The organism is Thalassovita sp. (assembly GCF_034670005.1).
Classification (GTDB): Bacteria; Pseudomonadota; Alphaproteobacteria; order Rhodobacterales; family Rhodobacteraceae; genus Thalassobius.
Genome location: NZ_JAXMOH010000002.1, coordinates 350,670 through 369,951, shown reverse-complemented (window position 1 = coordinate 369,951; position 19,282 = coordinate 350,670). Strand labels below are relative to the sequence as shown.

The 19,282-nt window shown below is 59.5% G+C and carries 18 protein-coding genes and 1 tRNA gene; 14 read left to right on the top strand and 5 right to left on the bottom strand.

Annotated elements, in window-relative coordinates; translation table 11 throughout:
• Window positions 1-50 precede the first annotated feature (50 nt).
• The 8 genes from VOI23_RS05685 to VOI23_RS05650 all read left to right on the top strand — a co-directional run bounded on the left by VOI23_RS05685 (window position 51) and on the right by VOI23_RS05650 (window position 9,813).
• Window positions 51-1,271 (top strand): aminotransferase class V-fold PLP-dependent enzyme, encoded by a 1,221-nt coding sequence (locus VOI23_RS05685; RefSeq protein WP_323782837.1) that lies wholly within the window; start codon window positions 51-53, stop codon window positions 1,269-1,271.
• A gap of 37 nt (window positions 1,272-1,308) precedes the next feature.
• On the top strand, window positions 1,309-2,730 hold the full coding sequence (locus VOI23_RS05680) for a deoxyribodipyrimidine photo-lyase (protein WP_323782833.1): 1,422 nt from the start codon (window positions 1,309-1,311) through the stop codon (window positions 2,728-2,730).
• A 77-nt stretch (window positions 2,731-2,807) separates the two neighbouring features.
• Complete coding sequence (locus VOI23_RS05675) at window positions 2,808-4,019, top strand: cyclopropane-fatty-acyl-phospholipid synthase family protein (protein WP_323782830.1); 1,212 nt, start codon at window positions 2,808-2,810, stop codon at window positions 4,017-4,019.
• Window positions 4,019-4,459 carry a TrgA family protein gene (locus VOI23_RS05670; RefSeq protein WP_323782827.1) on the top strand — a complete coding sequence of 147 codons (441 nt, stop codon included), beginning with the start codon at window positions 4,019-4,021 and terminating at the stop codon, window positions 4,457-4,459. The genes VOI23_RS05675 and VOI23_RS05670 overlap by 1 nt, the downstream gene beginning before the upstream one ends.
• A 26-nt stretch (window positions 4,460-4,485) precedes the next feature.
• Window positions 4,486-5,613 carry a gamma-glutamylcyclotransferase gene (locus tag VOI23_RS05665; protein ID WP_323782825.1) on the top strand — a complete coding sequence of 376 codons (1,128 nt, stop codon included), beginning with the start codon at window positions 4,486-4,488 and terminating at the stop codon, window positions 5,611-5,613.
• Between the two features lie 54 nt (window positions 5,614-5,667).
• On the top strand, window positions 5,668-6,702 hold the full coding sequence (locus VOI23_RS05660) for a cysteine synthase A (RefSeq protein ID WP_323782822.1): 1,035 nt from the start codon (window positions 5,668-5,670) through the stop codon (window positions 6,700-6,702).
• Window positions 6,703-6,706: 4 nt separating this feature from the next.
• Window positions 6,707-9,094 (top strand): DUF3772 domain-containing protein, encoded by a 2,388-nt coding sequence (locus VOI23_RS05655; RefSeq protein ID WP_323782819.1) that lies wholly within the window; start codon window positions 6,707-6,709, stop codon window positions 9,092-9,094.
• The gene (locus VOI23_RS05650; protein WP_323782816.1) at window positions 9,094-9,813 is read left to right on the top strand and encodes an alanyl-tRNA editing protein; all 720 of its coding nucleotides are present in this window, start codon (window positions 9,094-9,096) and stop codon (window positions 9,811-9,813) included. The genes VOI23_RS05655 and VOI23_RS05650 overlap by 1 nt, the downstream gene beginning before the upstream one ends.
• An 81-nt stretch (window positions 9,814-9,894) precedes the next feature.
• Here VOI23_RS05650 and VOI23_RS05645 read toward each other — a convergent pair whose 3' ends face one another.
• Window positions 9,895-11,064 (bottom strand): AI-2E family transporter, encoded by a 1,170-nt coding sequence (locus VOI23_RS05645; protein ID WP_323782813.1) that lies wholly within the window; start codon window positions 11,062-11,064, stop codon window positions 9,895-9,897.
• Between the two features lie 128 nt (window positions 11,065-11,192).
• On the opposite strand from VOI23_RS05645, the gene VOI23_RS05640 reads away from it, so the two are divergent.
• Window positions 11,193-11,282 (top strand) — tRNA-Ser (locus VOI23_RS05640).
• 132 nt (window positions 11,283-11,414) lie between these two features.
• On the opposite strand, the gene VOI23_RS05635 is transcribed toward VOI23_RS05640, so the two are convergent.
• Entirely contained in the window at window positions 11,415-12,305 is an 891-nt protein-coding gene (locus tag VOI23_RS05635; protein ID WP_323782810.1) for a LysR family transcriptional regulator, read from the bottom strand.
• Between the two features lie 118 nt (window positions 12,306-12,423).
• Here VOI23_RS05635 and VOI23_RS05630 point away from each other — a divergent pair, with 118 nt between their 5' ends.
• The 5 genes from VOI23_RS05630 to VOI23_RS05610 all read left to right on the top strand — a co-directional run bounded on the left by VOI23_RS05630 (window position 12,424) and on the right by VOI23_RS05610 (window position 16,601).
• Window positions 12,424-12,978: a carboxymuconolactone decarboxylase family protein gene (locus VOI23_RS05630; RefSeq protein ID WP_323782807.1), complete on the top strand. Its 555-nt coding sequence runs from the start codon at window positions 12,424-12,426 to the stop codon at window positions 12,976-12,978.
• A gap of 72 nt (window positions 12,979-13,050) precedes the next feature.
• Complete coding sequence (locus VOI23_RS05625; RefSeq protein WP_323782804.1) at window positions 13,051-13,515, top strand: nuclear transport factor 2 family protein; 465 nt, start codon at window positions 13,051-13,053, stop codon at window positions 13,513-13,515.
• A gap of 10 nt (window positions 13,516-13,525) precedes the next feature.
• A complete protein-coding gene (locus VOI23_RS05620) occupies window positions 13,526-14,179 on the top strand; it encodes a pyridoxamine 5'-phosphate oxidase family protein (protein WP_323782801.1) in 654 nt (217 codons plus the stop codon).
• A gap of 536 nt (window positions 14,180-14,715) precedes the next feature.
• Complete coding sequence (gene tig, locus VOI23_RS05615) at window positions 14,716-16,050, top strand: trigger factor (RefSeq protein WP_323782798.1); 1,335 nt, start codon at window positions 14,716-14,718, stop codon at window positions 16,048-16,050.
• A gap of 134 nt (window positions 16,051-16,184) precedes the next feature.
• Window positions 16,185-16,601 carry a DUF1330 domain-containing protein gene (locus VOI23_RS05610; protein WP_323782795.1) on the top strand — a complete coding sequence of 139 codons (417 nt, stop codon included), beginning with the start codon at window positions 16,185-16,187 and terminating at the stop codon, window positions 16,599-16,601.
• Window positions 16,602-16,682: 81 nt separating this feature from the next.
• On the opposite strand, the gene VOI23_RS05605 is transcribed toward VOI23_RS05610, so the two are convergent.
• The 3 genes from VOI23_RS05605 to rplI form a co-directional block, all read right to left on the bottom strand.
• Complete coding sequence (locus VOI23_RS05605; RefSeq protein ID WP_323782792.1) at window positions 16,683-17,558, bottom strand: acyl-homoserine-lactone synthase; 876 nt, start codon at window positions 17,556-17,558, stop codon at window positions 16,683-16,685.
• 115 nt (window positions 17,559-17,673) lie between these two features.
• Window positions 17,674-18,372, bottom strand: a complete 699-nt coding sequence (locus VOI23_RS05600; protein WP_323782789.1) for a LuxR family transcriptional regulator — start codon at window positions 18,370-18,372, stop codon at window positions 17,674-17,676.
• Between the two features lie 278 nt (window positions 18,373-18,650).
• Window positions 18,651-19,274 carry a 50S ribosomal protein L9 gene (gene rplI / locus VOI23_RS05595; RefSeq protein ID WP_323782786.1) on the bottom strand — a complete coding sequence of 208 codons (624 nt, stop codon included), beginning with the start codon at window positions 19,272-19,274 and terminating at the stop codon, window positions 18,651-18,653.
• Between the last annotated feature and the right edge of the window lie 8 nt (window positions 19,275-19,282).

Genomic DNA, 19,282 nt, shown 5'->3' with positions numbered 1-19,282 from the left:
GCGGGCAATGATCGTATTGGCGCTTTGGCGCTGAATGCCGGAGGGTCGAAATGGAGCTGGATGTCGATTTCGTGCGGGCGCAGTTTCCCGCTTTTGCCGAGCCGTCCCTGCAGGGACAGGCGTTTTTCGAAAATGCGGGTGGGTCCTATACCTGTGCCCCGGTGATCGACCGGCTGACCCGGTTCTATCATCAGCGCAAGGTGCAGCCCTATGGCCCCTATTTGGCCAGCCGTCTTGCTGGTGAGGAAATGGACGAGGCGCGTGCCCGACTGGCCGCGTTGATGGGGGTGCAGGCGGACGAGCTGAGCTTTGGTCCGTCGACCACGCAAAACACCTATGTTCTGGCGCAGGCCTTCCGGCAATGGATGCAACCCGGCGAAGCGATCGTGGTGACCAATCAGGATCACGAAGCCAATACCGGCCCGTGGCGGCGCTTGGCCGAGGACGGGATCGAAATCCGCGAATGGCAGGTTGACCCGGCAACCGGGCATCTTGATCCCGCCGATCTGGGAAACCTGTTGGATGAAAATGTGCGGTTGGTCTGCTTCCCGCATTGTTCCAACGTTGTGGGCGAAATCAACCCGGTGGTGGAAATCACCGCAATGGCCCATGCGGCCGGGGCCTTTGTCTGTGTTGACGGGGTCAGCTATGCGCCGCATGGCATTGCCGATGTCGGCATGTTGGGGCCGGATATCTATCTGTTTTCGTCCTACAAGACCTATGGTCCGCATCAGGGCGTTATGGTGATCCGCCGGCCACTGGGAGAGCAATTGCCAAACCAGGGGCATTATTTCAATGCGGAGGTTTTGTATAAGCGTTTCACCCCTGCCGGGCCGGATCATGCCCAGGTGGCGGCCTGCGCCGGGATGGTGGATTATTTTGACCTGCTGGCCGATCATCACGGTCTGACCGGCACCGCGACAGAGCGGGGCGCGGGGGTGCATGATCTGATGCGTGGCCACGAGGTCAAGCTGTTGCAGCCGGTGCTGGATTTCCTGTCGGCGCGCAATGATCTGCGACTATTGGGGCCGGCCCGGGCCGAGGGGCGGGCCCCCACGGTGGCGGTCGATCTGGGCCGTCCCGCGATGCCGGTCGCCGAGGCGTTGGCCGCGCAGGGGATCATGGCCGGCGCAGGCGATTTTTATGCGGTGCGCGCGTTGCAGGCGATGGGCGTCGACCCACAGCAGGGCGTGCTGCGGCTGAGTTTCGTGCATTACACCAGCCCCGACGAGATTGCGCAGCTGTTGAAGGCGCTTGAACGCGTTCTATAACCCCCTGGAACACTCTGGTTTTCAAGGGCGGTGAGGAATGGACGATAACAAGCCGGTACTGGTCTGGTTGCGTCGGGATTTGCGGTTGAGCGACAATCCGGCGCTGACGGCGGCGGCGGCAAGCGGGCGGCCGGTGATTCCGGTCTTCATTGCCGATGAGATCGTTCAGGGTTTGGGCGCGGCGCCGGACTGGCGGTTGAAACTGGGCGTGGCCCATTTCGACCGGGTTGTGCGGCAGATCGGCGGCCGGGTGCTGTTTCGTGGCGGGGCCGCGGCGCAGGTTTTGCACCAGTTGGTGGCGGAAACAGGGGCCGTTTGCGTCTATTGGAACAGGGCCTATCATCCCGATGAGATTGCCCGCGATACTGACGTAAAGAGCGGTTTGAAAGCCATTGGTATCGAAGCGAAAAGTTTTCCCGGAAACCTGTGTTTCGAACCCTGGAGCGTGGCCAAGGGCAGCGGCGGCGCTTACCGGGTGTTCACACCGTTTTGGAAATCAGTTCGGAACCTGAACGTGGCGGCGCCCGCACCGGCCCCCAAAAAGTTGCGCGGGCCGGGTATCTGGCCGGAATCGGACGATATTCAAACCTGGGCGGCACGGCACGGGATGGGGCGCGGCGCGGCGGTGGTGCGACCCTATCTTTCGCTGGGCGAACAGGCGGCGTGGGACCGGCTGGAGATGTTTTGTGAGGACCGTCTGCCCGATTACGCCGCCGCCCGCGATATCCCGTCGCGGCCCGCCACGTCAGGGTTGAGCGAGGCGCTGGCCTGTGGCGAGATCGGTGCCCGGCAGATCTGGCACCGGGCGCGGACGCTGTGGCAGGACGGGGTCGCGGGGGCTGAAACGTTCCTCAAGGAACTGGTTTGGCGCGAATTCGCCTATCATCTGATGTTTCATGAGCCGCATATCCTGACCCGGAACTGGCGGCAGGGCTGGGATGACTTTCCCTGGAACCAGGACGAAGAGCATCCCCATGTAACCGCATGGAAACAAGGGCGTACCGGGATCGCCTTTGTCGATGCGGCGATGCGGGAAATGTATGTCACCGGGCGGATGCACAATCGCGGCCGCATGATCGTGGCATCCTATCTGAGCAAGCACCTGATGACCGATTGGCGGATCGGCCAGCACTGGTTTGCTGATTGTTTGACCGATTGGGACCCGGCGTCGAATGCGATGGGATGGCAATGGGCGGCGGGGTCAGGGCCGGATGCGGCACCCTATTTCCGGGTGTTCAATCCCGATCTGCAATTGAAGAAATTCGATCCCGAAGGGCGCTATCGACAGGCATGGATCGCCGAAGGGGATGCGATGCCGAGCGACACCGCGCTTTCCTACTTTAGGGCGATTCCCAGATCATGGCACATCCGGGCCGAGGATACCTACCCGGTGCCCATTGTCAGTCCCCAAGAGGGGCGCGAACGGGCGCTTGCAGCCTATCAAAACCGTAGTTTCTAGCAGAAACCCATGATTTTCTTGCCAGAAAAGGATTTTCTTGCCAGCCTGTGATCAGTTCGCTGAGGGGAGAAAGCGGAATGATCCTGACAACGACGGAAAACCAGAGCAATCTGCCACGTTATTTCGCACAGGTCTTTGACGTCACCAAGCGCATGGCAAGGGGGCGATTGGATTTCGTGATGCCCGATGGGCGCGTTTTCCGCGCCGAGGGCAAGGAACCCGGCTACGTGGCCGAATTGAGGATCAAAAACGAAGACACTTTCGCCCGGCTGATCCGCGAAGGCGATCTTGGGTTTTGCGACGCCTATCTGGATGGCTGGTGGGATACGCCCGATTTGCAGGCCTTTCTGGACCTGCTGCATTCGGGCAATGACGACGTGTATGATGGTTTTCCCGGCATGTTTCTGGTGCGCGCCTATGAACGGATGCGCCATTTGATGAATTCCAACAGCCGCAAACAGGCCAAGAAGAACATCAGCTATCATTACGATCTGGGCAACGATTTCTATGCCCTGTGGCTGGATGACACGATGACCTATTCCAGCGCCCTGTTTGAAACCGGACAGGAAAGTCTGGAATCGGCGCAACAGGCGAAATATGCCTCTTTGGTCGATCAGATGGGCGCCAAGGAAGGCGATCACGTGCTGGAAATCGGCTGTGGCTGGGGCGGGTTTGCGGAATATGCAGCGCGCGAACGTGGGCTGCGTGTGACCGGGTTGACCATTTCGCAGGAACAGTTGAAATACGCTCGTGAACGGATTGAAAAGGCTGGACTTTCTGGCTTGGTGGAGCTGAAGTTGCAGGACTACCGCGATGAGGCGGGGCATTATGACGGCATTGCGAGTATCGAGATGTTCGAAGCCGTGGGTGAAAAATACTGGCCGGTCTATTTCAACAAGGTGCGCGATTGCCTGAAGCCGGGTAAAAACGCCACGCTGCAAATCATCACGTTGCAGGAAAAACGTTTTGAAACATATCGTAAGGGCGTGGATTTCATCCAGAAATATATTTTTCCGGGGGGCATGTTGCCCAGTGCGACAGCGCTGCGCAGGGAAATCGCCCGGGCCAAACTGACAGAGATCGGTTCGATCGAATTCGGTGAAAGTTACAGCCAGACTTTGCGGCGCTGGCATGAACGGTTCAACGCCCGCTGGGAGGATGTTGCGGCGCTTGGGTTCGACGAGCGGTTCCGGCGGATGTGGAATTTCTACCTGACCTCTTGTGCGGGGTCGTTTCATGGCGGAAACTGCGACGTGACTCAGATTACCATTCAAAGGCCCGCCGACTGATGTTGACCGCTGCCCGTCTGTTTTCTGCGATACTGCTGGCAGCCCTGTGTTGGTTGGTGTCGGAAATGATCCGCCCCCTGATGCCGGAAAGCACGGTTTTCGGTTGGTTCAACTACGTCAATTCAGCGCTTGGTCTGATCATCGGCTGGCGGATGATCGGCGCCAAGGCGGGGGCTGGGTTGGTCAATGCGATCAGCAATGGCATTACCGCGATTGTTACTCTGGTGTTTTTCGGATTGTTCATTCACGCCCTGAACGAAATGCTGCGATTGTCGATGCGCCGGGCCTATCAGGACCCGTTGAAGGGGATCGAGGATATGTTTCGCATCGGCGCCGAATTCGGGGCGTTGGTGTTGAACCCGAGTGTGGCGTTGGTTCTGGTCGCCGGTGGTGTGGCGATTGCCATTATCGCCGAAGTGATTAATAGCGTCTGGCGATAAACCTGGTTTCTGGGGATGCCGCTTTCATGACCGATATTTTTGTCTATGGCACGCTGCGCCATATGCCGCTGCTTGAAACCGTGCTGGGGCGCGGAGCGGATCATCTGACGCTGATCCGTGCGCGGTTGCCGGGTTATCGCGCCCGTCTGGTCGAGGGACAGGCCTTTCCGCTGATTTTCGCCGCCGAGGGAGAGGCGGCGGAGGGTCTGTTGCTGCGCGGGCTGAACGCGGCAGATCTGGAGCGGCTGGATTTTTACGAAAAGGTTTTCGGCTATGACCGCGGTCCGGTGCGGGTCGAAGCGGATACCGGCCCGATCGAGGCGCTGATCTGGTGGCCGCCGGAAAACGAATACCGGCCCGGCGGCGATTTCGATCTGGACGGCTGGGCGGACAGGTGGGGCCGGATCAATTGTCGCGCGGCGGATGAGGTGATGGGCTATCGCGGTCAGAAGGGCCCGCAGGAACTGGGCGGGATCTATGGCATGATCCATGCCCGCGCCGCCAGTTGGGTCTATGCCCGTGACGAGACCCCGGTGGCAACGCCGAGCGGACTGACCGAGGACGATGTGGTCGGCCACGCGCTGACCCGGCCCTATGCCAATTACTTTGCCGTCGAGGAACAGCGGCTGCAATTCCGGAAATTCGATAGCGGTCTGAGCGAAGAGGTGTTGCGCGCGACCTTCGTGGCGACCGACGCGTCTTTGGTCCTGCCTTATGATCCGGTCCGCGACACGGTTTTGCTGCTGGAACAGTTCCGCGCCGGGCCGTGGACCCGCGGCGACCACAGCCCATGGCAGATCGAACCGATCGCCGGGCGGGTCGATCCCGGTGAAACCCCCGAGGATTGCGCGATGCGCGAAGCGCTGGAAGAGGCGGGGCTGGCGCTGAAGGCGCTGATCCCGATCCATCGCGGTTATGCTTCACCCGGTTGTTCGAGCGAATTTTTTCATATCTATCTTGGGCTTGCCGATTTGAACGATCATCTGGCGGGCACCGGCGGGATAGCGGGCGAGCACGAAGACATCCGAAGTCATATCCTGAGCTTTGACGCGACGATGGAGATGTTGGATCAGGGCCGGGTCCGGGTAACGCCGATGGCCTTGGCGCTGAATTGGCTGGCACGGAAACGTGATGGTTTGCGCGCAGAAGCTTGAGGTCCGGGCCAAGCCCGCCTAAACCATATCGGGAACGATAAAGGAACTGATGACATGCGCATTGCCAACGATCTGGCCGAGGCCGTCGGAAATACCCCGCTGATCCGTCTGAAACGGGCGAGCGAGGAAACCGGGTGTGACATTTACGGCAAGGCCGAGTTCCTGAATCCCGGTCAATCGGTCAAAGACCGCGCGGCGTTGTTCATCATCCGTGACGCGGTTGCCAGGGGCACGCTGAAACCCGGTGGTACAATCGTCGAGGGGACCGCGGGCAATACCGGGATCGGTCTGGCGCTGGTCGGGGCCTCGATGGGGTTCAAAACCGTCATCGTCATCCCCGAAACCCAGAGCCAGGAGAAAAAGGACATGATCCGCCTGGCCGGGGCGCAATTGGTCGAGGTGCCAGCAGCGCCTTATAAGAATCCAAACAATTACGTGCGCTATTCCGAACGGTTGGCCAATGAATTGGCCAAGACGGAACCCAATGGCGTGATCTGGGCCAACCAGTTCGACAACATTGCCAACCGTCAGGCCCATATAGAAACCACCGGGCCGGAAATCTGGGATCAGATGGATGGCAAGGTGGATGGGTTTATCTGTGCGGTTGGATCGGGCGGGACGCTGGCCGGAATCGGCATGGCGTTGCAGCCGAAAGGGGTCAAGGTCGCCTTGGCTGATCCGATGGGCGCGGCGCTGTACAGCTATTACAAGACCGGAGACTTCAAATCCGAGGGCAGTTCGATCACCGAAGGGATCGGACAGGGACGGATCACCGCGAATCTGGAAGGTTTCACGCCCGATTTCGCCTATCAGATTCCAGATGAGGAAGCGCTGCCGGTGGTGTTCAACCTGTTGCAGGAAGAGGGCCTGTGCCTTGGCGGGTCGTCAGCGATCAATATCGCAGGGGCGATGCGTCTGGCGCGCGAAATGGGACCGGGCCACAGCATCGTGACGGTGCTGTGCGATTATGGCAACCGGTATCAGTCCAAGCTGTTCAACCCGCAATTCCTGGCCGAAAAGGGGCTGCCGCAGCCTGAATGGCTGACCCGCGACCTGCCGACGCCGCCGTCGGTTTTCGAGACACCGTAAAGTCATGGCGCGGGGGGCGGTCGATCTGTTGCGGTTAGGTCTGGCGCTGGTATTGGCATTTGGGCTGATATTTGCCGCAGGACCGGGGCAGGCGCAGTTGGAAACGGGCGCGACGGTTTCCGAAACCGCACCCGATTACGATGTCTGGGAAAGCACCGCCAAACGCGCAGAGGCGGCGGTCGAGGCGGGTAAGGCGTCGAATCGGGCGCTGGAAGAATTGCGTGCCGAGATTGTCACCTGGCGTGAAAGCTTCCTGACGGCGCAGGATACCCATGGCCGCCGCATTGCCACGTTGCAGGCGCAGCTGGACGTGCTGGGCCCGGTGCCGGAGGATGGCGCCGAAAGCGTCGACATCGCCAGCAGACGGGCCGATCTGAATGCGCAACTGGCGCGGTTGCAGGCCCCGGTTCTGGCAGCCGCCGAAGCCTATTCCCGCGCCAATGGGGTTATCAGCGAAATCGATCAGATCATCCGCGACCGTCAGACCGAAGCTTTGCTCAGTCTGGGGCCGTCGCCGCTGAACCCGCTGAACTGGAACACGGCGCTGTCGGATGCGGCTGAGGGGCTGATCGTGTTGGTGGCCGAGGTCGAGACCAACTGGAACAACGAATTGCGCCAGTACGAATTCCGCCAGAATTTGCTGGTGATCGTCCCGTTTGCGCTGTTTGGACTGGTTTTGATGCTGCGCGGCCGGCGGTGGACATCACGGCTGTCCGGGCACCTGATGGGCCGGGTGCAACGCGGCAAGGATGTTCTGGGCTTCCTTTTGTCCTTGATCAAAGTGGTCTTGCCTCTGGTCGGGCTGTCGCTGCTGGTGGCGGCGGTGCAGCAGAGTGGATTTGCCGGGCTGCGCGCCGAACAGCTGATTGCGGTGGTTCCGTTTTGGGGAGGAATGCTGCTGGTGGTGATGTGGATCAGCGACCGGCTGTTTCCCTATCTGCCGCTGCGGACACCGTTCGATCTGGAAGAGGGGCTGCGACCTGCGGCGCGGCGACATATAAATTTACTGGCGCTGGTACTGGTGCTGGGATCGGTGATCAGGCTGTTCGGTGAAGTTGCCGGGCTGAGCGCCGAGGCCTCTGCGGTGCTGGAATTTCCCGTTACGGTCCTGATTAGCGTTCAACTGACCCAGATGGCGCGATTCCTGCGCAACCGCTTGGCCCCTCCGCCAGCCCAAGAGGGAGCGGAGCCCGGGCGCTACCGGCTGAGCGCGGTGCGCGGCCTGTCGCAGGGGGCGCTGGTCGTCGGGATCGTCAGTCCGGTTCTGGCCGCGATCGGATACCGCGCTGCTGCCGATGCGCTGCTCTATCCCACGGTGATGACCATCGGCGTTCTGGCCTTTGTACTGGTGCTGCAGCAATTCATCGAGGACCTGTATGCGCTGGTCGCGCCGCGCAGCGAAGACCGCGGCGAAGCCTTGGTGCCGGTGCTGATCGGGTTTGTTCTGCTTCTGGCGGCGCTGCCGCTGCTGGCGCTTGTCTGGGGCGCGCGGGTGGCCGATCTGACCGAATTATGGAGCCGGTTCCTGGAAGGGTTCCAGTTGGGCAATACGCGGATATCACCAACTGATTTCCTGACCTTCGTTCTGATCTTTGCCATCGGTTACGTGGTGACCCGGGTGTTTCAGGGCGCGCTACGGGGATCGGTCCTGCCAAAGACGCGAATCGACCCCGGCGGGCAAAACGCGATTGTTGCAGGGGTCGGTTATGTCGGGGTGACGGTGGCGGCGCTGATCGCGATCACGACGGCTGGGATCGACCTGAGTTCGATCGCCATCGTGGCCGGGGCGCTGTCGGTTGGCATCGGGTTCGGGTTACAGAATATCGTGTCGAACTTCGTGTCCGGCATTATCCTGCTGATCGAGCGGCCGATCACCGAGGGCGATTGGATCGAGGTCGGCGGTCAGATGGGATATGTGCGCGATATCTCGGTCCGGTCGACCCGGATCGAAACCTTCGACAGGACCGATGTGATCGTGCCGAATGCCGATCTGGTCAGCGGTACAGTGACCAACTACACCCGCGGCAATACCGTGGGGCGGGTCATCCTGCCGGTGGGTGTGGCCTATGGCACCGATACCCGCCGGGTTGAAAAGATCCTGACCGAGGTGGCACAGGCGCATCCGATGGTGTTGGCGCATCCCGAACCGGGGATTTTGTTCAAGGGGTTCGGTGCGGATTCTCTGGATTTCGAAATTCGCGCCATCCTGCGCGACGTGAATTTCAGCCTGATCGTCAAATCCGATATGAATCACGAGATAGCCCACAGATTTGCCGAAGAAGGCATCGAAATCCCCTTTGCGCAGCGCGATATCTGGCTGCGAAATCCCGAAGCGCTGCGCGGCGACGCGCAGGCCGGAGATCCCGGGGATAACACCGAAGGAGAAAGCTGATGACCCACCTGTTGTTTCGCGAAGATGCTTATACGCGCAGCGCCCCCGGCACGGTGGTGGCGCATACGCCCGAAGGCGGGATCGTTCTGGACCAGACGGTTTTCTATGCCACGGGCGGCGGCCAGCCCGGCGATAGTGGGCGGATCAGCTGGCCCGGTGGCGAGATGACGATCGCCACCACGGTGAAGGGCGAGGGCGACGACATCGTGCTGGTGCCCGCCGAACCCGGCACATTGCCAGCGCCGGGAACTGTGGTCGAACAGACGCTCGACTGGGACCGGCGGCACCGCCATATGCGGGTGCACACCGCGCTGCATCTGCTGTCTGTGGTGCTGGCTTTCCCGGTATCGGGCGGCAGTATCGGGGCGGAAAAGGGGCGGCTGGATTTCGACATGCCCGAGGCACCAGAGGACCGCGATGCGGTTCAGGCGGCGCTGAACGATCTGGTCGACCGCGATCTGCCGGTGACCGAAGACTGGATCAGCGATGATGAGCTGAAGGCGAACCCGGGATTGGTGAAAACCATGTCGGTGATGCCGCCGATGGGGCAGGGCAGGGTGCGGCTGGTTCGGATCGGTCAGGGTGAGACCCAGATCGACCTGCAACCCTGCGGCGGCACCCATGTGGCCCGGACTGGGGAAATTGGCCGTCTGGTATTGGGCAAGATCGAAAAGAAGGGGCGCCAGAACCGCCGGGTGTCGGTGCTGCTGGACGATTGAGCGCGATCGGATGTGCGGCGGAGGCCGCGGCTAGCTGCCGCCCGGACCCCCTTGGGCCGACCCGATTAGGGGATTTCCGGCTCAGTCTTTCGGACCGATATCGGGATGCGTAATATCATCCAGCGGGTATTCGGGCTCTGTCTGGGTTTCGGGCAGCCCCTGTCGCGATAGCAGGATGGCGATGGGGCGCAATTCCGGCACCTGGCTGCAGATGATCAGCATCGCCACCATGATCGGCACCGACAGGAACATTCCCGGCAGACCCCAGACCGCCCCCCAGAATGCCAGATTGATGATGATGCCGAACGAGCTGAGCCGCAATGCGCGGCCCATCAACATCGGGTCGATGATGCTGCCATTGACGAACTGGATTGCACCGACAATGACAAAGATAACCGCAGTCGGGGCCGGTTCGCCGATCTGCACATAGGTCACCAGCGCGACCAGAACCGTCGCAACGATCGACCCGATATTGGGGATGTAATTGAGCACGAAGGTCAGGATGCCAAGTGCCGCCGACAACTCCAGCTTGAACATTTCCGCGATGATATAGACCATGCCGCCGGTGACTGCGCTGACCAGTGTTTTGACCAGCAGGTAATAGTTGACCCGGTGGATGATGGTGCTCATCACCTGACCGATCCGGTCGGCCTGATCCGGGTCGCCGCCGACGAAATTCACCAGCTTGGTGGAAAACCAGATCCGTTCGGCGAACAGGAAGCCGACGAAAAGGATTACCAGAACCGTAGCCGACATCAGGTTGCCGGCCTGGCTTGCCGCGGTGCTTAGATAAGACGAGACATTGATCGAACTGACCGATTTGAACACCGCCTGTTCCACATCCTGTCCCAACCAGGTGAACATCGCCGCTACCGCCTTGGGGGCGCTTTCGGCATAGGCCAACGTCGTGGTCAGTACCGTGTTGATCTGACTGAGGATGATCGAAGTGGTGGTCAGCAGCGCCGTGGAGATCAGGATCAGCGCCAGAATCGAGGCGATGATATTTGGAATGCGGATCGGCCCGATCCGTTGCCGGGCGATGAAATTGATCGCATCGCTGGTCAGCGAAAACAGCACGATGGCGGTGGCCAGAGAAATCAGCAGGAATCGCGCCTGTACCAGCAAAAACAGCACCACCGCAAAGGCGATGATCAACAGCGCGCCGGTCTGCACCCGGTCGAGCTGCGTGCTGCGCCGGTCCTGAACGGGCAGGCGGCGCGGACGAGGCGGGCGACGGGGGGATTGGTTCATATCTGGGGAATTTCCGGCTGCAATCAGGATTTTCGGGAATTATGTTCCATGCGCGTCCGGGATACAACGGGGCAACGGTGAAACTGGGGTTGCAAACACCCGGAATCTGATTGTATGAGAGCGCCTACGGAGAGGTGGCCGAGTGGTCGAAGGCGCACGCCTGGAAAGTGTGTAGGCGGGAGACCGTCTCCAGGGTTCGAATCCCTGTCTCTCCGCCACATTCAAATGGAACCGAAATCCAACTGCCTGCCCAGCACTCAGGTGAGCGTTACCCTATTGGCTGGCGTGCCCGAACGTATAGTCGGCGGAACGAACGCGGTTTCGACTAAAGAATCGCCGCTCATGCAGCCCTAAAGGGCAGCCTTGAGGCGCGGGGTCGCGAAATCGATGAAGGCCCGAAGTTTGCGTGGCAGCATTTCCTGACCGCGATAAACCAGACTGACAGGCACCGGATCGGGAGCGTGATCGTCGAGGACAGTCACAAGTCGTCCTGCTTGGACGGCTTCTGCGATCTGATAGGACAACACGCGCGTCATGCCCACGCCGGCGATGGCCGCATCTATTGCGGCCTCTGCCGTATTGACTGTCAGGCGCGAGTGGGGTGAGGCGGGCCGGGCGGCCGCTCCTTTTCCAAAGGTCCAGGCCTCGGATAGGGGGAGGGCCGAGAAGGTCACGACATCGTGGTCGGCAAGCTCTGCCGGATTTTGCGGACGCCCGCGCCTTTCCATATAGCTGGGGCTTGCGCAAACCACACGACGGATCGTTCCGACTTTCACTGCGACATCGCTGCTGTCAGGCAGAGTCGCGATACGCAGGGCCATGTCGACGTGTTCGTCCGCAAGGTGCACTAGCCTGTCGGCAAGGACCAACTTCACATCCGTTTCCGGATAGGCCTGCAGGAAGTCCGTGACAATCGGCAGAATGTGCAGGCGTCCGAACACGATGGGCGCGGTGATCACCAGTTCCCCTTTCACATCCGCATATTCGCCAGCCGCCGCCCGCTCGGCCTCGGCGAGGTCTTCGACGATGCGCCGGGTCGCGACCACATATGCCTTGCCAACCTCGGTCAAGCTGACGCTACGTGTTGACCGGATCAGCAGGCGCGCGCCGAGATGCGCCTCGAGGTCGGAAATTTTGCGGCTGACAGTCGAGAGGGGCACACCGAGCCGCCTTCCTGCGGCCGACAGGTTCCCTGTCTCCACGACCGCATGGAGAATGGACATCGCATCAAACCGGTCCAAATCACCCTCCCGAGAAATGGAATTATGATTGCCAAAAATACCCGATTATCCCGGGACGGACCAGCCGTTATCTATCGCTCGACCAGAATGACTGGCCAAAACCCAAGGAGGCTTTCACATGTCCCGTATTACCTATCCCGCCAACATCGCAGCCGCTTCGGAGGCCGCGCAGCCGTTGTTGCAAGCGGTTGAGAAACAGCTGGGGTCTGTTCCCAACCTGTTCCGTCTCGCCAGCGTCAGCCCGGCCGCCCTGGAAGGCTATCTCGGCTTGTCCGGTGCCCTCGGAAAAGGACGCCTGCCTGCCGCGACCCGCGAATGCATCGCTTTGACGGTGGCACAGATCAACGGCTGCAACTACTGCCTTTCGGCACACACTTATCTCGGCACGAATCTCGCCAAGCTCGACGAGGCCGAAGTCGCGGCCAACCGTGCTGGCCGTTCGAATGATCCCAAGGCCGACGCCGCCGTTCGCTTTGCCGCAAAATTGGTTGGCGAGCGCCGCCACATCAGTGCCGAGGATCTGCACGCGGTGCGCAATGCCGGCTATGACGATGCCCAGATTATCGAGATCGTGCTGCATGTCGCGCTGAACACCTGGACCAATTACCTGAACGAAGTTGCACAGACCGAGATTGATTTCCCCACGGTGAATGCCGACGAACTCGCGGCATAGCCGTAGCGCGGTGGCCGGGACGCCGCCATCCGGCCACCCGCCATTGAGGCCCAGGATTGAAAGGACACATCAATGAATCGCCCCCCTTTTCCTCCCTTCAACAAAGACAGCGCCAGAGAAAAAGTCCGGCTGGCCGAGGATGGCTGGAATTCTCGCGATCCGGCCAAAGTGGCGCTCGCCTACACGCCGGACAGCCGCTGGCGCAATCGCGCTGAATTCCCTGTTGGGCGCGCTGAAATCGAAGCCTTCCTAGCCCGTAAATGGGCTCGGGAACTGGACTATCGCCTGATCAAGCAGCTTTGGGCGGTCTCCGGGAATCGCATCGCCGTGCGCTATGCATATGAATACCACAATGACAGCGGACAATGGTTTCGGGCCTATGGCAATGAAAACTGGGAATTCGCCGAGGATGGGCTGATGGCGGCCCGCCATGCCAGCATCAACGAGCACCCGATCCGAGAACACGACCGCAAATTCCACTGGCCCTTGGGGCGTCGCCCCGACGACCATCCCGGCCTCGACGATCTTGGGCTATAGGGAGGATAGAATGGACATTCTCTTTTCCAGCGATGTCGCCTTCACCCCGACGGTAAAGGACATCCAGACCCGCAAGGGTTCGCGACGGGCCTATGCCAATCTCGAACAGGCCGGGGGCTGGCGCACTGAAATAACGATCGACCTTAAAGCGTTCATCGAGGGGCAAACAAGCGTGTTTCTGGCGACTGCCAACGCCGAAGGGCAGCCTTATATCCAGCATCGGGGTGGTCCCGCCGGCTTCCTGAAGGTGATCGACCCGCAGACGCTTGGCTTTGTCGACTATGTCGGCAACCGGCAATTCATCACCACGGGAAATCTTGTGGACAACCCCAAGGCCTACCTGTTCCTGATCGACTACCCCAACCGGCGCCGGATCAAGATCTGGGGAACGGCGATAGTCATCGAGGGGGAAGACAGGCTGCTCGCGGAACTTATGCCCGCCGACTGCAAGGCGCGCGCCGAGCAGGTGATCCTGTTCAAGGTGTCCGCCTGGGATGAGAACTGTCCCCAGCATATTCCGCAGCGGTTCGAGGCCGAAGATGTTGCCGCAGCCCTCGCGGCGCGCGATGCGCGGATTGCCGTGCTTGAAGCCGAGGTCGCCAAACTGAATGCAGGTGGCCAAAACCTGACATCAGAGGGCATTGCCGGGGGCTGCTCCGGTTGACGCCAGAACAGGGTGGAACAGAGTCTTCGACCACCAAATGGAATGACCTGCAAGTGGAGACGGTTCGACGTCAGTCTTGTCCCCTCCGCCACAAACCATTCGCGAACCCAAGACGAGGCCCCCTGCGTTTTTTTGCGTCGCCTGCGCCAGCGTTGAGGCGGGCACCCGCAGCCCGACGTAGTGATCAGCAGCAAATTTTCGCGATTGGTGCCGGCGCTGCTATCGCAGGTGCCGGAAGCTGGCAGAATGCTGAAACGGGGTTGCCGTAATCGGTCCTGCCATGTTTGCGAGTCCGTAATCCCAATCTCCTTTCGGTGGAAAGATTGGAAATATCTGCGATTTTAGAGGGTGTGATCTTTTCACATGGGCGGGCGGATATCGGGCGAGGGGATGACGGGGCGGATATGAGCGCGGTTTGAATCGCGCGCTCAGTCGGGATTCGCGCTTGCACCCTTGCTTTTCAGCCCCTAGAAGACGGCAAGATTCCGGCACCCCTTTGGGGGGCTGCGTAGGAAATATACCGAAAGGACGAAGAAATGCAGGTCACCGAGACCCTGAACGAAGGCCTGAAGCGCGGTTACGAGATTACCGTCACGGCCGCCGAGCTGGAACAGAAGGTCAACGAGAAGCTGGCCGAGGCTCAGCCCGAAGTCGAAATGAAGGGCTTCCGCAAGGGCAAGGTGCCGATGGCGCTGCTGAAGAAGCAGTTCGGACAGCGTTTGCTGGGCGAAGCGATGCAGGAAACCATCGACGGCGCGATGAATTCGCATTTCGAAGAAAGCGGCGACCGTCCGGCGCTGCAGCCCGATGTGCAGATGGTCGATTCCGAAGAGTGGAAAGAAGGCGACGACATGAAGGTCACCATGACCTATGAAGCGCTGCCGGAAATTCCCGAAGTCGATTTCTCGGGTGTTGAGCTGGAACGTCTGGTGGTCAAGGCCGATGACGCGGCAGTCGATGAAGCGCTGGCTTCGCTGGCCGAAACCGCACAGGATTTTGCCGATCGCAAGGCCGGCTCGAAAGCCAAGGACGGCGACCAGATCGTGTTCGATTTCCTCGGCAAGGTCGATGGCGAAGCGTTCGAGGGCGGCGCGGCGGAAGATTATCCGCTGGTGCTGGGATCGGGATCGTTCATCCCCGGTTTCGAAGAGCAGCTGGTTGGCGTGAAGGCCGGTGAGCAAAAAGACGTCAACGTGACCTTCCCCGAAGAATACGGTGCGGAAAACCTGGCCGGTAAAGAGGCCGTGTTCGAATGCACCATCAAGGCGGTGAAGGAACCGAAAGCGGCCGAACTGAATGACGAATTGGCCAAGAAATTCGGTGCCGAGGATCTGGCCGCGCTGAAGGGTCAGATTTCGGAGCGTCTGGAAGCCGAATATGCCGGTGCCGCACGTCAGGTCATGAAGCGCAAGCTGCTGGACAATCTGGACGAACTGGTGTCGTTCGAATTGCCGCCGAGCCTGGTCACCGCAGAGGCCGATCAGATCGCGCATCAGCTGTGGCACGAAGAAAACCCCGAGGTGCACGATCACAACCACGACAAGATCGAGACCACCGAAGAGCACACCAAGCTGGCCGAGCGTCGCGTGCGTCTGGGCCTGTTGCTGGCCGAGCTGGGCCGCAAGGCCGAGGTCGAGGTGACCGATGCCGAGATGACCCAGGCGATCATGAACCAAGCCCGTCAATACCCGGGTCAGGAACGTCAGTTCTTTGAGTTCGTGCAGCAGAACCAGCAGATGCAGCAGCAGTTGCGCGCACCGCTCTTTGAAGACAAGGTTGTCGATCACGTGGTCGAGCAGGCCAAGGTGACGGACAAAGAAATCAGCAAGGACGAGCTGCAGAAAGCCGTTGAAGAGCTGGAAGACGAATAAGCGTTCCGTTTTGGGACGTCGGAAAGGCCGCCCTTTGGGCGGCCTTTTCATTTTCAACGCCACGTTTTAAGGCAGGCAAGATTGACCTGCTGCCGTCTGTTGGCTTTGCTGACCCTGATTGCAGGGAGGACAGCATGGATTACACAAGTTTTTCAAAAGAAGATTTTGACGCATTCAGCGCCAATAACCGGCCCGGGCCGATCAATATGCTTAATCTGGTGAAGCTGCGCGACAAGGCGGACTATCCCGACGGGCGCGATGTGACCGGGGCCGAAGCTTATGCGGCTTATGGACGACTGAGCCATCCGGTGTTCCTGCGTCTGGGCGGGCGGATCATCTGGCGCGGCGAGATGGAGCAGATGGTGATCGGGCCGAAGGACAAGGCATGGGATCTGTGTTTCATCGCCGAATATCCCAGCCCGCAGGCGTTTGTCGAAATGCTGAAAGACCCCGAATATCGCGAAGCGATGCTGCATCGGCAGGCGGCGGTGGTTGATTCACGGCTGATCCGTATGCTGCCGTTGCCAGCAGGGGATGATTTCAGTTCATGAAACGACCAGCCCCCGCTTCAAAGGCGGGGGCTGGTTCGTGGTCCGGTTCCGTGAGTGCGGGATCGGCTATGTTTTCGACGATCAGGCGTCGCAGCGCTTGGGCGTTCCGGTTGTCAGCAGGGCGGACAGTTCGAGTTTAAGCGCATGCGCTGCGGCTTTGTCCGCTTTGCTGGTGGCGCTGGCGATCTGATCCTCACAATAGAGGCGGAGTTCCTCCAATGTTGGTTTGCGCGTTGCTGTTGGCTGCGGATCGAAATCGTAAGCTGATTCAAGCGCAATCCCGGCCATGTGATGCGCGTGAGTGTGGACGCCCGAGTTGAACAGGGCCAACGCTTCTTCGTTGGTGGCGAATACGTTTTGGGTGATGCCGGCGAAGTCGCGAATGCCTTCGATCCGTTCATCCGAACAATCCATCAACGCCGCCATCGCCCTGACCTTGCCCATCTGTTTGGCGCTGCCGAGGTAGTCGTAGGGCGCGTTGCGCGACCGTTTCATCACCCGGTCCATCACCGGATCGATCACTGCGATGGCGTCGAGCACACCGGCCTGCTGGGCATATTCGAAGGCCCCGATCATCACTTCGCTGGTGACATAGGAAATTGAATTGTTCTTGGTGGTGCCTTTCAGTTTTTCGGTATCCACGCAAAAACGGGTGGCTTCCCAAATCCGGGCGCTGCGCAGAGGCGGTTCGCCGTCGAGGATGTTGTAAAACACATCCGCCAGCATATGCGGGCCAGTGGTCTGAAGAAGCCGCATGCAGCCGACAACATCTCCATCGTCATCCAGACAAACTACATGTGCCGGGTTCAGGGCATCGAACTGATCGATTTCCATCCCGTTCTTTACGTTGACTTCCCATCCGAGCCGGCCTGCGAAGACGCGGGCCCGCAATGCGTGCATTTCTGCTAAGACATCTGAAAACAAGTGACGATTCAGTGCGTCGATTACGATGATCATGAGTGGTTCCCCTACCGTGTGTCATTTGTATCTAAATTGAACTAAATGACATGCATTAGGCCATTAGGGGTTTCCCGTATGACCTATAAGGGTATTGAAAATCTAATAATACACGCTATCCGGGATAAATCATGCCCATTGTGATCGCCCGGCCAACCGCCTGTGCCGTGGTTAAAGCGCCAAGTTTTTCGCGTCCAGACCGGATGTGAACTTCGACTGTGCGGTGCGAAATCGACAGAATGTCACCGATATCCTGCTGTGATTTGCCCGCGGCGACCCATTGCAGGATTTCCTTTTCCCGGGTTGAAAGCGTGGGCAAAGACAGGGCTTTGGGCAACAGGCCGGATTTCATCACATTATCATGCATGTGCACGGCGGCGAATTGCAGGTCGCCGATAACTTCGGGTTTGAATTTTTCCCACTCAGTATTGGAACATTTCCGGGTCACGCTGAGCAATCCGCAATCGCCATAGGGACCACGCACCGGAACGCTGATGCCGCGATCGGTGATACCGAAATCGAACGCATCGGAGAAGACCTTGTTGAATTTTTCATCATGTGAAAATCGCCCCCAATCTACTGGCGCGATGGATTGCATCGAGACATAGAGAGTTGGATCCAGACGGTGATAACCCTTTTTGGCGTAATGGTTTTTCCATTCGTCAGGGTAATTGGCGAATCCCTGCACATCCCCTGTGACCATATTGGTGGTCGCATAGGACGCGAAGTCAAAGCCAAGAGACAGGCAGAGACTTTCGAGAAAATCAAGAAAACGGTCGTCATCGTTAACCGAACTGAGGTCGATCAGGTCCATAGTCGTTCACTTACTGTGCCGGACGGTGTCCAGAGCAACGGGTACTCAATGCGTAGAGCGAAATCACGACTGTTGTTTTCACTCAAGAACACTTGGCATTGGGCCGGAGCCTGGCACCGCCTGTGTTTGATGCGGTTGGTGCTACGGTAAGAAGACAACAACTAAAAGTTACGCCAAGTGAGCATGACGCAAATTCGATCATGAGGCAATCGCCCCTGAACAAAAAAAGAACTGCGCGGATTTCCGCGCAGTTCCTGCATTCAAAGCAACCGTTTGAATTATTCTTCGGTGGTGTCTTCGTCGGTTTCGTCGGAAGCCGGCGACAGGCCCAGATCGTCGTCCTCTGCGGCCGATCCGATATCGTCGAACAATTCGGAGATTTCGAATTCAGCTTCGGCTTCGGCTTCGGCGGCCAGTTCCTGAATCGACTTGCCCGAGGCTTGCAGTTCCGCTTCTTCTTGCGAACGTGCAACGTTCAGTTCGATCTGGATCTGAACTTCGGGGTGCAGGGTGATGTCAACCGCGTGCAGACCCAGTTCTTTGATCGGGGTCGGGATGACGACCTGTTTGCGGTCGACCGAGTAGCCACCGGCAGTGGCGACATCAGCGGCGTCACGGGTGGTGACAGAGCCGTAAAGGTTGCCGCCATCAGAGGCCTGACGAATCACGACGAATTGCTGACCATCCAGCTTTTCGCCAAGCGCTTCGGCTTCTTTGCGGGTTTCCAGGTTGCGGGCTTCGAGCTGCGCTTTGTCGGCATCGAATTTGGCTTTGTTGGCCTCCGATGCGGTCAGGGCCTTGCCCTGGGGCAGCAGGAAGTTGCGGGCATAACCGGACTTGACGTCGACGACGTCGCCCATCTGGCCCAGCTTTGCCACGCGTTCGAGAAGGATAACTTGCATTTGGTCGT